General features: G+C 39.5%; 11 protein-coding genes. 3 read left to right on the top strand and 8 right to left on the bottom strand.

Annotated features, from left to right (window positions below; all coding sequences use genetic code 11):
- Positions 1–2,262, top strand: coding sequence for a glycogen/starch/alpha-glucan family phosphorylase (glgP, locus tag HMPREF2571_RS08560; RefSeq protein WP_013990607.1), 2,262 nt, complete (start codon positions 1–3; stop codon positions 2,260–2,262).
- 109 nt (positions 2,263–2,371) lie between these two features.
- Here glgP and HMPREF2571_RS10415 read toward each other — a convergent pair whose 3' ends face one another.
- Positions 2,372–3,499, bottom strand: coding sequence for a hypothetical protein (locus HMPREF2571_RS10415; RefSeq protein ID WP_013990606.1), 1,128 nt, complete (start codon positions 3,497–3,499; stop codon positions 2,372–2,374).
- 123 nt (positions 3,500–3,622) lie between these two features.
- Here HMPREF2571_RS10415 and HMPREF2571_RS08545 point away from each other — a divergent pair, with 123 nt between their 5' ends.
- Positions 3,623–4,612, top strand: a complete 990-nt coding sequence (locus HMPREF2571_RS08545) for a lipoate--protein ligase (protein WP_002885026.1) — start codon at positions 3,623–3,625, stop codon at positions 4,610–4,612.
- 255 nt (positions 4,613–4,867) lie between these two features.
- Positions 4,868–5,938: a tyrosine recombinase XerS gene (gene xerS / locus HMPREF2571_RS08540; RefSeq protein ID WP_070847814.1), complete on the top strand. Its 1,071-nt coding sequence runs from the start codon at positions 4,868–4,870 to the stop codon at positions 5,936–5,938.
- 164 nt (positions 5,939–6,102) lie between these two features.
- On the opposite strand, the gene HMPREF2571_RS08535 is transcribed toward xerS, so the two are convergent.
- From HMPREF2571_RS08535 to HMPREF2571_RS08505, 7 genes are all read right to left on the bottom strand, one after another.
- Positions 6,103–8,643 (bottom strand): M1 family metallopeptidase, encoded by a 2,541-nt coding sequence (locus HMPREF2571_RS08535; protein ID WP_070847811.1) that lies wholly within the window; start codon positions 8,641–8,643, stop codon positions 6,103–6,105.
- 133 nt (positions 8,644–8,776) lie between these two features.
- Positions 8,777–9,430 (bottom strand): phosphate signaling complex protein PhoU, encoded by a 654-nt coding sequence (gene phoU / locus HMPREF2571_RS08530; protein ID WP_004182526.1) that lies wholly within the window; start codon positions 9,428–9,430, stop codon positions 8,777–8,779.
- Between the two features lie 28 nt (positions 9,431–9,458).
- Positions 9,459–10,217, bottom strand: coding sequence for a phosphate ABC transporter ATP-binding protein PstB (gene pstB / locus HMPREF2571_RS08525; RefSeq protein WP_070847809.1), 759 nt, complete (start codon positions 10,215–10,217; stop codon positions 9,459–9,461).
- Between the two features lie 12 nt (positions 10,218–10,229).
- Entirely contained in the window at positions 10,230–11,033 is an 804-nt protein-coding gene (gene pstB, locus HMPREF2571_RS08520; protein WP_003092580.1) for a phosphate ABC transporter ATP-binding protein PstB, read from the bottom strand.
- Positions 11,034–11,043: 10 nt separating this feature from the next.
- Positions 11,044–11,928, bottom strand: coding sequence for a phosphate ABC transporter permease PstA (pstA, locus tag HMPREF2571_RS08515; RefSeq protein WP_013990602.1), 885 nt, complete (start codon positions 11,926–11,928; stop codon positions 11,044–11,046).
- Positions 11,918–12,832, bottom strand: coding sequence for a phosphate ABC transporter permease subunit PstC (gene pstC / locus HMPREF2571_RS08510; protein ID WP_002890959.1), 915 nt, complete (start codon positions 12,830–12,832; stop codon positions 11,918–11,920). Before pstC ends, pstA begins: the two co-directional genes overlap by 11 nt.
- Positions 12,833–12,834: 2 nt before the next feature.
- Positions 12,835–13,710 (bottom strand): phosphate ABC transporter substrate-binding protein PstS family protein, encoded by an 876-nt coding sequence (locus HMPREF2571_RS08505; protein ID WP_070847808.1) that lies wholly within the window; start codon positions 13,708–13,710, stop codon positions 12,835–12,837.
- Positions 13,711–13,717: the final 7 nt, after the last annotated feature.

The raw sequence follows: 13,717 nt of genomic DNA, 5'->3' as shown, positions 1-13,717 counted from the left end.
ATGGCTACATTTACACAATATGTTGAAGCAAAAAACAAAAATCTTAAGGATCTTTCAAACGAAGAAATCTACTACCTTTTGTTGGAATTCGTAAAAGAAGCGGCTGCTCCAAAACCTAAAAACGATAGCAAACGTAAAGTTTACTACATCTCAGCTGAGTTCTTGATTGGTAAACTTTTGTCTAACAACTTGATCAACTTGGGCATCTACAAAGATGTTAAAGCTGAGTTGGCTGCTGCTGGTAAATCAATCAGCGAAGTTGAAGACGTTGAACCAGAACCATCTCTTGGTAATGGTGGTTTGGGTCGTTTGGCTTCATGTTTCATCGACTCTATGGCAACACTTGGCATCAACGGTGAAGGTATTGGTCTTAACTACCACTGTGGTCTTTTCAAACAAGTCTTCAAAGATAACAAACAAGATGCAGAACCAAACTACTGGATTGAAGATCAATCATGGTTGGTACCAACTGATATCTCTTATGATGTTCCATTCAAAAACTTCACATTGAAATCACGTTTGGATCGTTTGGATATCTTGGGTTATAAGAAAGAAACTAAGAACTACCTTAACCTCTTCGATATCAACGGTTTGGATTACGATTTGATTGAAAAAGGAATCACTTTTGATCAAGACGAAATCCAAAAGAACTTGACACTTTTCCTTTATCCAGATGATTCAACTCGTAAAGGTGAACTCTTGCGTATCTACCAACAATACTTCATGGTATCAAACGCTGCTCAACTTTTGATTGACGAAGCTATCGAACGTGGTTCTAACCTTCACGACCTTCCAGATTACGCTTACGTACAAATCAACGATACTCACCCATCAATGGTAATTCCAGAATTGATTCGTCTTTTGACAGAAAAACATGGATTTGAATTTGATGAAGCAGTAGCAATCGTAAGCAAAATGGTTGGTTACACAAACCACACTATCTTGGCTGAAGCCCTTGAAAAATGGCCTCTTGACTACCTTGAAGAAGTTGTTCCACACCTTGTTGTTATCATCAAGAAATTGGATGCTATCATTCGTGAAAAATACGAAGATCCACGTGTTCAAATCATTGACGAACACAACCGTGTTCACATGGCACACATGGATATCCACTTCTCTACAAGCGTTAACGGTGTAGCAGCACTTCACACAGAAATCCTTAAATCTTCTGAGTTGAAACCATTCTACGACCTTTACCCAGAACGCTTCAACAACAAAACAAACGGTATTACATTCCGTCGTTGGTTGGAATTCTCAAACCAAGAACTTGCTGACTACATTAAAGAATTGATTGGTGATGGTTACCTTACTGACGCAACTCAATTGGAAAAATTGGCTGCCTTTGCAGATGATCCAGCAGTTCACAAACGTTTGGCTGAAATCAAATATGATAACAAGTTGTCACTTAAACGTTATCTTAAAGCCAACAAAGGTATCGATCTTGATGAAAACTCAATTATTGATACTCAAATCAAACGTTTCCACGAATACAAACGTCAACAAATGAACGCTTTGTATGTCATCCACAAATACTTGGAAATCAAAAAAGGAAACCTTCCAAAACGTAAAATCACTATCATCTTTGGTGGTAAAGCAGCTCCTGCCTACGTTATTGCTCAAGATATCATCCACTTGATCTTGTCACTTTCTGAGCTCATCAACAATGATCCAGAAGTAAGCAAATACCTCAACGTTCACTTGGTTGAAAACTACAACGTAACAGTTGCAGAACACCTTATCCCAGCAACAGATATCTCAGAACAAATCTCATTGGCTTCTAAAGAAGCTTCAGGTACAGGTAACATGAAATTCATGCTTAACGGTGCCCTTACACTTGGTACAATGGATGGTGCCAACGTTGAGATTGCTGAATTGGTAGGACCAGAAAACATCTTCACATTTGGTAAAGACTCTGATACAATCATTGACCTTTATGAAAAAGAAGGTTATGTATCACGTGATTACTACGAAAAAGATGCTAACATCAAAGCAGCTGTTGACTTTATCGTAAGCGAAGACCTCGTTAAAGTTGGAGATAAAGAACGCTTGGAACGTCTCCACAAAGAACTTATCTCTAAAGACTGGTTCATGACATTGATCGACTTGGCTGAATACATCGACAAGAAAGAAGAAGTATATGCAGCTTACGAAGATCAAGATGCATGGAACAAAAAAGTTGTTTACAACATTGCTGAAGCAGGATTCTTCTCATCTGACCGTACAATCGAACAGTATGACAAAGACATCTGGCACACAAAATAATATTCTAGTTGCATAGAAGAAGAACAAGATCAGAAATGGTCTTGTTCTTTTTGCATGAAAAAACACAGCCAATAGATAAATTAACTGTATTTACATAAATTAAATTCTGTTACTTTAGGTATTGGTGCAATATATCATTCATATAGGCTTCTTTATTTGATGAATCATAAGTTTTAGATGTTGAGTATTTTAGATAATGGATTTCATTTTTTGCAGTTCTTGATTCTTCTTGTAGGTAAGAATCTGTAATGGTAATCTTAAAATCCTCGCTCTTACCTGTTAAATCAAGGCTCAGTGGGAAATTTGTAAACTTATCTGAGTAAAAGGCCATTTTATAAAAGTTATACCCATCACCTCTAAAAGAATTTAAATGAGGAAATTGTATATTGTACATACCATCCCAATAATTTCCATACTCTCTAATATCGTAGTCATCGAAGAATTCCTGAATTCTTTCCTTGTTAGCAAAATCCTTATCAAAGGTAACAAAGGGAGCCTGCCAATCCCAGAGTGGGATGTCTCCTTCATTTCCGTAGATAATATAGCTTTGCATTTTTCCTGATTTAGGATTTTTCAACTGAAAGTGGTATTTACTAACACCATCTTTGACAGCACCAGTTTGGTAGAGGGTATCACCAGGAACTATCATAAATAGGAAGTCCCTTAGATATAACTCGAAGTCGGCATCCATTGTTTTATCATGTAATCCAGGGAAGCGCTCAATCATTTGTCTGTAATTCTCTGCATTCGAAAACCATTCTTCATCAAAACCCGGACCGACCTCAAAAACTTTACGGTCAAAATAGCGTTCATAACGGTCGAAAAAGTTTTCAGTAGAAGTCACCTGTCCAAATGGTAAAGTGATTTTGGTCTTATCAGTAAAAGTGATATGCAATAGAAGTCTGCGGGGATCAATTCCTTTATCGATATAATGGCCGACCTTATATGTAGACAGATTATCAGGGAAATCGTCTTTTCCGAAGTGGAAGACCTCTATCTCAATATCTTTGACAACTTTTCTTTGAGGTTTTATCTTCTCAACGCTGTAATTATAGGCCTTGTAATAGTAATTGTTTTTATCGTAGAGATAAGGCTTATAAGCTCTTTGGTAGGCATTATAGAGAAACATTCCAAGAGCAACAAAAAGAAGCAGAGCAAATGCTATTTTGACCTTTTTATTTATTTTACTGGTTAGCCTCGAGAAATAGAGACTTAATTTACTAGGATTTTGTAACATTCTAAAACTCCCCATATATTTTTTACTATTATATCATGAAAATCCTTATACCTAAGGCGTCTTCGTGTACTTTGTCACCGTTTTTCTTTATAATATAAGTATCACATTACAAGAGGAGACCTCATGAAATATATCGTAAACACATCAAATGATCCTGCCTATAATATTGCTTTGGAAGCCTATGCCTTTCGTGAATTGGTGAATGAAGATGAATTGTTCATTCTTTGGATTAACCGTCCAGCTATCATTGTTGGTAAACACCAAAATACCATTCAAGAGATTAACAAAGAATATACAGATGCTCATGGTATCAAGGTCGTTCGTCGTTTGTCTGGTGGTGGCGCTGTTTATCACGATTTGAATAACCTCAATTATACTATCATCTCTAACAAGGCAGATGAAGGTGCTTTTGACTTTAAGACTTTCTCTCAACCTGTAATCGCAACACTTGCTGATTTGGGAGTTAAGGCTGAGTTTACTGGCCGTAATGACCTTGAAATCGACGGTAAAAAGTTCTGTGGAAATGCTCAAGCTTACTATAAAGGTCGTATGATGCACCATGGTTGCTTGCTCTTTGACGTTGATATGTCAGTTCTTGGCCAAGCCCTCAAAGTCAGCAAAGACAAAATTGAATCAAAAGGTGTTAAATCTGTACGTGCTCGTGTGACAAACATCGTAGACGAACTGCCAGAAAAAATCACTGTAAATGAATTCTCAGATAAAATCTTGGAAAAAATGAAGGAATTTTATCCTGATATGACTGAATACGTCCTTTCTGAGGATGAATTAGCTAAAATTCAAGAGTCTTATGAGAAGCAATTCAATACTTGGGACTGGACATACGGTCAATCACCAGAATACACAGTAGAGCGTAACGTTCGTTACCCAGCTGGTAAGATCTCAACTTACGCCAATGTTGAGAATTCAATTATTAAATCTGTTAAGATTTACGGAGATTTCTTTGGTATCGGGGATGTATCTGATATTGAAGACTTGCTGGTCGGTGTACCTTACGAGTACGAAGATGTCTTGGCTAAACTTAAAACCATTGACACAACACATTATTTCTCCCGTATGACAACTGAGGAGGTTGCAAAAGCTATCGTAGCTTAATCATTGTTTGGACAATCTGGAAAACTCCAGGTTGTTTTTTCTTGGGAAAATTCTAAAAGTAAATAATACGTTATAAAGATTTTTAAAAGTTGGTTTATGATTGATTTAGTGTGGTTTTTATATATTCGGACATTAAACCTATAAAGCCTTTAAGTGAAAAACACCTTATAACATCTTTCCGAAAAACTGTAATTTTCTTGAAAGAAAGATAAAGGTGTGATATACTTCTATTAAGTAATTTTGGAGAAAAAACAAATGAAACGTGAACTCTTACTCGAAAAAATTGAAGAATACAAATCTCTAATGCCCTGGTTTGTCTTGGAGTATTATCAGTCTAAACTATCGGTTCCATATTCTTTTACGACCTTATACGAATACCTTAAGGAATATAAACGCTTTTTTGACTGGGTGATTGACTCAGGTATTTCAGATGCTCATGATATTGCCTCAATTGACATCAAAACCCTGGAAAATCTAACTAAAAAAGACATGGAGTCATTTGTGCTCTATCTACGTGAACGTCCGTCCTTAAATACCTATTCCAAGAAACAGGGTGTTTCTCAAACAACCATTAACCGTACGCTTTCAGCTCTATCTAGTCTCTATAAGTATTTAACTGAGGAGGTTGAGGGTCCTGACGGTGAGCCATATTTCTATCGTAACGTCATGAAAAAAGTTTCTACTAAGAAAAAGAAAGAAACTCTAGCTGCGCGTGCTGAGAATATCAAGCAGAAACTTTTTCTAGGCGATGAAACCATGGAATTTCTTGATTATGTCGAAAATGAATACGAAGTTAAGCTCTCAAATCGCGCAAAATCTTCGTTTTACAAGAATAAAGAACGTGATTTAGCGATAATAGCCTTGCTACTGGCTTCAGGCGTTCGACTTTCTGAGGCTGTTAACCTGGACCTTAAAGATATCAATCTGAAAATGATGGTCATTGATGTTACTCGAAAAGGTGGCAAACGAGACTCAGTTAATGTAGCAAGTTTTGCAAAACCTTATCTTGAGAATTATCTTAGTATACGTGATAAACGCTATAAGGCTGAAAAGCAAGACCTTGCCCTATTTTTAACGGAATATCGAGGTGTTCCAAACCGTATTGATGCTTCAAGTATCGAAAAAATGGTTGCCAAATATTCTCAGGATTTCAAGATACGTGTGACTCCCCATAAACTACGACACACTCTGGCAACACGTCTTTATGATGCTACCAAGTCTCAAGTTTTAGTTAGCCACCAACTTGGCCATGCTTCCACTCAGGTCACTGATCTTTATACTCATATCGTCAATGATGAGCAAAAAAATGCTCTAGATAATTTATAATTACCCTAGTCTAACCATTCCTATTTGGAGTGGTTATTTTTTTAGTTTACATAAATTTAATTATGCTAAAACCATTTTATGGCCCTTCTTAAACATAACTAAATTTATGTAAAATATTACACACAAAAAACAAGCTTTCCTTCAAGGAAAGCTTGTTTTACTTATTAATAATCTTTAAGGGCAGATTCAACGGCTGCTTTTTCTTTTTCAATCAAGTTTACTCGTGCAGCAATTGTCTTAATTCCCATCAAGATATTACGTTCTAAGGCTTTATCACTTGTTTGTGGCTCGAAGAAAGCAATATATTGATCAAGACGTTCTTGCGTTTTAAAGATTCCTGCTGGAATATTAACAAAGCTATCAAAGCTCATATCGCCACCTAGGGCTGCCTTAATCCAATCCCAGTTATCTTTCGCCCAGTTCCAAACGGTTTCTTGTGCAAATGATTTGTTGAGGAAATTCATATACCATAGGTACAAGTCTTGAGGTTTAACGACATGTTTGTCTTTAAGCTGACCTAGCACGTAGTCGAGACCTTCTTGGTTTTTAAGGTATGAAACTGCTTGAGTTAATTGACGACGGAAATTACTATCATTTGTTGTTACATATGCATTGACATAGTCTTCAACAAGAGTTAGGCTGTCTTCTTGTTTCATTTGGTTAATGAGAACGAGACCACGGACACTTGCAGGGATGCTTTCAATGTTCTCTTTATGAGCTTGGAAAACACTTGCGGCCGCAAGGACTGCTGGTTGATAGTCTGCTTGAATCAAGTAGCTAAGAGCTGTTTGACGAACCATTTCGTCTTCATCTGATTCTCCATCTTTGGCATCGAAACCAAGACGCTCAAAGTCGTTTTGGAATTGACGACGTACTAAAGCCTTGTAATGCACTTCTGCTTCTGTATCCTCATCGATAAAGCGTTTCAAACCAGCGAGGATTTGGGACTTAGCTTGAGCAATCAAGAAGCTTTCTTCTTTTTCGACAAGATCAAGAAGAGCGACTAGGCTTGCATACGAGATACGGCCACTTTCAGCAAGAAGACGGCGTTCTTGCAAAATCTGAAGTTTACTTACAGTATCAAGGTTAGCAAATTCCTTTAAGAGTTGGTCCAAGAGTTCACCTTGATAATCTGTGATGTAATGTGCTGTATTTGCTGTATTAAGGCGAAGAGCTCCTTTATTTTCAGCAGCAAGCTGGTTATAATTTGGAATCTCAATACGCTCTTCTGAGAGTGTGTCTGGGAGCCCCTTCCAGTTTGTATTCAATGGAATCTCCCAAAGACGACCTTTATCTTCATGTTCACCAATGAAGAATTGTTTTTGACTAAGAATAAGAGTGTCGTCAACTACTTCTGCACTAACAACAGGGTAACCTGGTTGCTCCAACCAAGTATCCATGAAACTAGAGACATCTTTACCAGAAGCATCAGAGAGGGCATTCCAGAGATCTCGTCCAATAGTGTTGTTGTACTGATGTTTTTCGAAGTAAGCTTTAAGTCCTCTAGCAAAGGCTTCGTCACCTAACCAACGGCGAAGCATATGCATGAGACGGCTACCTTTAGCATAAACGATAGCACTATCAAAGAGGGTATTAATCTCATCTGGGTGATTGACTTCCATGTGGACAGACTGAACACCGTCTGTAGCATCACGTTGGAGAGCATGAGGCACACCAGTTGTTTGGAAATCTTCAAAGATATTCCAACTAGGCTCAATGGCATCTACTGAAACATACTCCATCATATTGGCAAAGCTTTCGTTAAGCCAGAGATCATCCCACCATTTCATTGTAACAAGGTTACCGAACCATTGGTGAGCCAATTCGTGTGCAACTACAAGGGCTACTTGTTGACGACTTGCAGCTGAGCTATTTTCATCTACAAGAAGGTAAACTTCACGATAGGTAACAAGTCCCCAGTTTTCCATGGCACCTGCTGAGAAGTCAGGAAGTGCGAGATGGTATGACAATGGGATAGGATACTTGACTTGGAAGTAGTCTTCGTAGAAATCGATGACACGAACGGCAATATCAAGGGCAAAGTCAACGCTGTTTTCAGCTTGTGCAACTGTAGCGAAGACACCAACTTCAGTACCGTTTTGTGTTTTCGCTGTCTTACCTTGAAGAGCCCCAAAACCAAAGGCAAGGAGGTATGTAGACATACGAGGGGTTGTCTCAAAAGTCCAAACTCCAGTCTCTTCACGCAAATGGCTATTGATTTCAGGCATATTTGACAAAGCGATATCGCCTTCTTCAGCATCAAATTTCAATGAGAAATCAAAAGTAGCTTTAGCTTCTGGTTCATCAACAGATGGGAAGGCTTCACGCGCAAAATGAGATTCAAACTGCGTTGAAATAATTTCTTTTTTCTCACCATTGTAGGTGTAATATGATGGGTAAATCCCTGTCATATTATCTGTAATACGACCAGAGAATTCAATGACAAGCGTCAAAACCCCAGTCTCTGGAAGTTCAATATGGAAGGCTTCGTTAGCATCATCCATTTGGAAGTTTAACGATTCATTATCCAAGAGAACGGAACTAATGGTAAGGTCTTTTTGGTGAAGGGAGATATGGTTATCAAGGGCTTCACCTGTAATGGCAACATTCCCTGTAAAGGTCTTTTCAGAACGATTAATGTCCAAGAAAAGATTGTAATTTTCAGGGATGAAACTTTCGATAAAACGAGCAACAGATGCTGTCATACGTATATACTCCTAATCTAACTTTTCGTATCGAAACAGACTGACAAATGTTTCGATATTAGACTCTTTTACAAAAGAAAAGGGTCTGAATTATTCAATACAAACCCATTATAACATAGATTGGAAGCTTTGCCTACAGTTCAATGATTTTACCAGATTTGAGGTAGACAACCCACTCGCAGAGATTGCGGGCATAGTCACCGATACGTTCCAAATACATAAGTACTTGGAAATATTCTTTGGCAGCGAAGGCGGCATCAGGATTCTTACGAACACCTTCTACTGTCATGGCTTGAATATCACGGAAATAGTTATCAATGATTTCATCTGAAGCTGCGATTTCATAAGCGCGTCGTTCGTCACTGTTCAAGTAAACATCTAGAGCATCTTCGACCATGTGGCGGACTGCTTTCCCCATTTTCTTGATTTCAGCTTCAATTTCAGTTAGACGCTCTTCACCTTTAATGCGGATGGTTGCTTTAGCGATAGCAACGGCATGGTCACCCATACGCTCTACGTCGCTAGATGCTTTAAGTGCGGTGATAACTGTACGCAAATCACTTGATACAGGTTGCTGTAGAGCAATAATTTCAAGTGATTTTTTCTCAAGTTTGGTTTCGTAGTTATTGACGATTTCGTCATTTTCAATGACTTCCTTAGCCAAATCACGGTCATGGCTGATAAAGGCACGTACAGCTTTCTTAAGCTGAGCTGCAACCTCTGTACCCATAGCGTAAAATTGGTTGTGGAGTTTTTCTAATTCTTCTTCGAAGGGAGTTCGTAACATCATAATTTTTTTAGTAATCTGTCCTTTCTTAACCGAATTTACCGGTAATATAATCTTCAGTTTCTTTATGTTGTGGATTTAGGAACATGTCTTTCGTTGATGAATACTCGATGAGCTCTCCATCAAGGAAAAAGGCTGTTCGTTGTGAGATACGACTTGCCTGCTGCATAGAACGAGTGACTAGCAACAAAGTGTATTGTTCTTTAAGGTTATAGAGGGTTTCCTCAATCTTACCAGCGGATATAGGGTCGAGGGCCGACGTTGGTTCGTCAAGAAGGATAACCTTTGGAGATGTGGCTAGCACTCGAGCAATACAGACACGTTGTTGTTGCCCTCCTGAAAGTCCAAGTGCTGAGTCATGGAGACGGTCTTTAACCTCTTCCCAGATTGAAGCACCCTTTAGTGATTCTTCTACTGCTTGGTCAAGAACAGCCTTATCTTTGATACCATTGATACGAAGGCCATAAACCACGTTTTCATAGATAGACATTGGAAAAGGATTGGGTTGTTGGAAGACCATTCCGATTTCTTTACGGAGTTCAACGGTATCTGTTCGAGGACTGTAGACATTGTGACCGTTGTATGAAACAGCACCAGTAAGTGTCCATTCGGGATTTAAATCTCCCATTCGGTTGATAGAACGGAGCAGGGTTGATTTCCCGGATCCTGAAGGACCGATAAGGGCCGTGATTTCATTTGGATAGAAATCCATTGTCACATTATTGAGGGCTTTTTTCTTATTGAAATACACCGATAAATCTTTAATTGAAATGATTGGTTCAGTCATGAGTGCTCCTTTCTATCCAAAGCGTCCTGATACATAGTCATTGGTTGACTGTAGGGCAGCATCTTGGAAGATTTTCTTGGTTTCATCATATTCGATAAGATCACCAAGGTAGAAGAATGCTGTATAATCACTAGCACGCGCTGCTTGTTGCATATTGTGCGTCACGATGATAATAGAGTAATCTTCCTTAAGTTCAAACATGGTCTCTTCGAGCTGCATAGTAGCTACAGGGTCCAATGAAGCTGCAGGTTCGTCCATGAGGAGAATCTGCGGTTTCACGGCAATAGCTCTTGCAATACAAAGACGTTGCTGCTGACCACCTGAGAGGGTAAAGGCAGATTTATGAAGGTCATCTTTAACTTGATCCCAAAGTCCAGCTTGCTTAAGTGATGTTTCAACAATCTCGTCCAAGGTTTGCTTATCTCTTACACCTTTACGTTCGTGAGCAAAGGTGATATTTCTGTAAATAGACTTGGCGAAGGGATTTGGACGTTGGAAAACCATTCCAATATGTTTACGCATTTCATAAACATTGATATTACTTGCGTTAACATCGACTCCTTGATAAAGGATTTGTCCAGTAACCTTAGCAATATCAATCGTATCATTCATACGGTTTAGACTACGAAGAAAAGTTGATTTACCGCATCCTGAAGGCCCAATAAGAGCTGTGATTTTATTTTTCTCGAATTGCATGTCGATACCTTTGATGGCTTCTTTTTGACCATAGTAGACATGCAAGTCCTTTGTTTCAAGAGCGAGCTCCTTCTCTGGGAAGGTAATAATATGACGCTCGTCCCAATTATATTTTGTCATGATAACTCCTTTAAGCGGATGTTAATTTCTTATGGAGGTAAGCTCCCAAACGACGTGCACCAAAATTGAAAATCAGAATGAAAATCAAGAGCACTGCTGCTGAACCAGCAGATACTGCAGTGGCGTCAGGTGTCGTACCTTCTGAGTTGACCTTCCAGATGTGAACAGCAAGTGTCTCTGCTTGGCGGAAAATCGAAATTGGACTAGAGATGCTAAGCGGATTCCAGTCGCTCCAGTTAAGTGCTGGTGCAGATTGACCTGCTGTATAGATAAGCGCTGCTGCTTCTCCGAAAATACGACCAGAAGCAAGAACGATACCAGTAACAATACCAGGTAAGGCTTCTGGAACAACAACGTGACAGATAGTTTCCCATCGAGACAAACCTAGAGCTAGGCCAGCTTCACGTTGGGTATGGTGAACAGTTCTTAAGCTATCTTCAACCGTACGAGTCATTTGTGGCAAGTTAAAGACAGTTAAGGCCAAGGCACCTGATAGGATTGAAAATCCATACTGAAATTGGACAACGAAAATCAAATAACCAAAGAGTCCGACCACCACTGAAGGTAGTGAAGATAGGATTTCAATACAGGTACGGACAAAGTTGGTAAGTCGTCCTTTTTTAGCATATTCTGATAAAAAGATGCCAGCTCCCATTGAAAGAGGCACAGAAATAATCAAAGTAATAACCAATAGGAAGAATGAGTTGTAGAGTTGAACCCCAATTCCTCCACCAGCTTTGTAGGATGATGATCGACTAGTCAAGAAAGACCAGCTGATGTGTGGTATCCCGCGAACCAAGATATAGAGAATCAAGGCTGCCAGGATTGTTACAATAATGCCAGCAATCACATAGAGTGTGCTGATGGCAATTTTATCAATTTTTTTAGCGTTCATAATTTCTCTTTCTCTCACGGGTAATGAATTTCACCAACATATTGAAACCAAGACTCATCAATAAGAGCACCAGGGCGAGAGACCAAAGGACATTGTTTGAAACAGTACCCATGACTGTATTCCCGATTCCCATAGTCAAGACAGATGTCAAAGTTGCTGCTGGTGTCGTTAAAGAAGTTGGAATCACGGCGGAATTTCCGACAACCATTTGGATGGCCAGAGCTTCACCAAAGGCACGGGCCATACCAAAGATAACGGCCGTGAAGATACCTGGTTTAGCCGCATTAAGTGTCACACGCCAAATCGTTTGCCAGCGTGTAGCTCCCATGGCCAGACTAGCTTCACGATAGTGACGAGGCACTGCACGAAGCGTATCTGTTGTCATAAAGGTTACGGTTGGTAGAATCATGACGAACAAGACAAAGGTACCTGAAAGAATACCAAAACCTGTTCCACCAAAAATTAAGCGAACAAATGGAACCACGACTTGGAGACCAATAAATCCATAAACAACGGATGGAATCCCGACCAAAAGTTCGATAGCTGGTTGTAAGAATTTAGCCCCTTTCGGAGAAATCTCAGTCATAAAGATGGCTGCTCCAATGGCAAATGGGGTTGCAACCAAGGCTGAAAGCAAAGTCACTACGAATGATCCCAAAATCATTGGTAGAGCCCCGAATTTGCCTTCAGATGGTGACCAATCACCACTAAAGAGAAACTCGACCAAGCTAACTTTATTGACAAAGAAAGTCGCCAGCCCTTTTTGAGCAACGAAAAGTAAAATCATCGCCACGATGAAAACAATCAAGGCCAGGCAAAGGAAAGTGATTGTTTTACCAAACTTCTCGAGGCGTGAATTTTTAGAGGGTGATGTTAATTGTTTCACCAATTCTTCATTTTTCATGCTTACTCCTCACTCTTCTTTGAAACGTTACCATCAGCATCCTTGGTAACTTTCATGCTATGGATGGAAATGTAACCCATTTTTGCGACGACGTTTTCTTGGACTTCGTCACTCATCATGTAATCTAAGAATTGTTTGGTATAGCTATCCGGTTTTCCCTTGGTATACATATGTTCGTAGGACCAAATCGGCCAATCGTTAGTTGCAACATTTTCAGCTTTGGGTTCAAATCCATTTAACTTCAATGTTTTAACAGAATCATCAAGGTAAGCAAATGATAGGTAGGAAATAGCACCTGGTGTCTGAGCAACGATTGACTTAACCATACCGTTAGAATCTTGCTCTTGGGTACGGATTGGTGATTTACCATCCATAATCACTGCATCGAAAGTTGCGCGTGATCCTGAGCTGGCTGCACGGTTAATAATAGTAATCTCTAGGTCTTTACCACCAAGCTGTTTCCAGTTTGTGATTTCACCAGTGAAAATCTTACGCAGTTGTTCTGTTGTCAAGTTATCTACAGAGACTTCTTTGTTTGTAATAACTGCAATCCCAGCAACGGCAACTTGAAAGTCAACAAGCTTACTAGCATCAATTCCCGATTTTTCCTCGGCAAAAAGGTCACTGTTACCAATTTGAACGGCACCGGATTGTACTTGAGAAAGTCCAGTACCAGAACCGCCCCCCTGAACGTTAACGATATTGTCAGGGTTCTTTTCAGCGAACCCATCTGCTGCCGCCTCCACTAAGGGTTGAAGGGCTGTAGAACCAACTGCTGTAATGGACTGGCCACGGTCAATCCAAGAGGCACAGCCAGTTAAAACCAGCATGGCCATTGCCAGTGACAGAATCACTGCAAGGACTTTTGTTTTTTTCATTTTTGTC

It is taken from the genome of Streptococcus sp. HMSC068F04 (assembly GCF_001837455.1).
GTDB classification, from domain to species: domain Bacteria; phylum Bacillota; class Bacilli; order Lactobacillales; family Streptococcaceae; genus Streptococcus; species Streptococcus salivarius_D.
The sequence above is the reverse complement of the archived record's forward strand: the minus strand, read 5'-3'. Positions and strand labels throughout refer to the sequence as shown.

Bases quoted from the DNA above. Each gene is read 5' to 3' on its own strand.
- glgP (WP_013990607.1), top strand. From the start codon at position 1: ATGGCTACATTTACACAATATGTTGAAGCAAAAAACAAAAATCTTAAG.
- HMPREF2571_RS10415 (WP_013990606.1), bottom strand. From the start codon at position 3,499: ATGTTACAAAATCCTAGTAAATTAAGTCTCTATTTCTCGAGGCTAACC.
- HMPREF2571_RS08545 (WP_002885026.1), top strand. From the start codon at position 3,623: ATGAAATATATCGTAAACACATCAAATGATCCTGCCTATAATATTGCT.
- xerS (WP_070847814.1), top strand. From the start codon at position 4,868: ATGAAACGTGAACTCTTACTCGAAAAAATTGAAGAATACAAATCTCTA.
- HMPREF2571_RS08535 (WP_070847811.1), bottom strand. From the start codon at position 8,643: ATGACAGCATCTGTTGCTCGTTTTATCGAAAGTTTCATCCCTGAAAAT.
- phoU (WP_004182526.1), bottom strand. From the start codon at position 9,430: ATGTTACGAACTCCCTTCGAAGAAGAATTAGAAAAACTCCACAACCAA.
- pstB (WP_070847809.1), bottom strand. From the start codon at position 10,217: ATGACTGAACCAATCATTTCAATTAAAGATTTATCGGTGTATTTCAAT.
- pstB (WP_003092580.1), bottom strand. From the start codon at position 11,033: ATGACAAAATATAATTGGGACGAGCGTCATATTATTACCTTCCCAGAG.
- pstA (WP_013990602.1), bottom strand. From the start codon at position 11,928: ATGAACGCTAAAAAAATTGATAAAATTGCCATCAGCACACTCTATGTG.
- pstC (WP_002890959.1), bottom strand. From the start codon at position 12,832: ATGAAAAATGAAGAATTGGTGAAACAATTAACATCACCCTCTAAAAAT.
- HMPREF2571_RS08505 (WP_070847808.1), bottom strand. From the start codon at position 13,710: ATGAAAAAAACAAAAGTCCTTGCAGTGATTCTGTCACTGGCAATGGCC.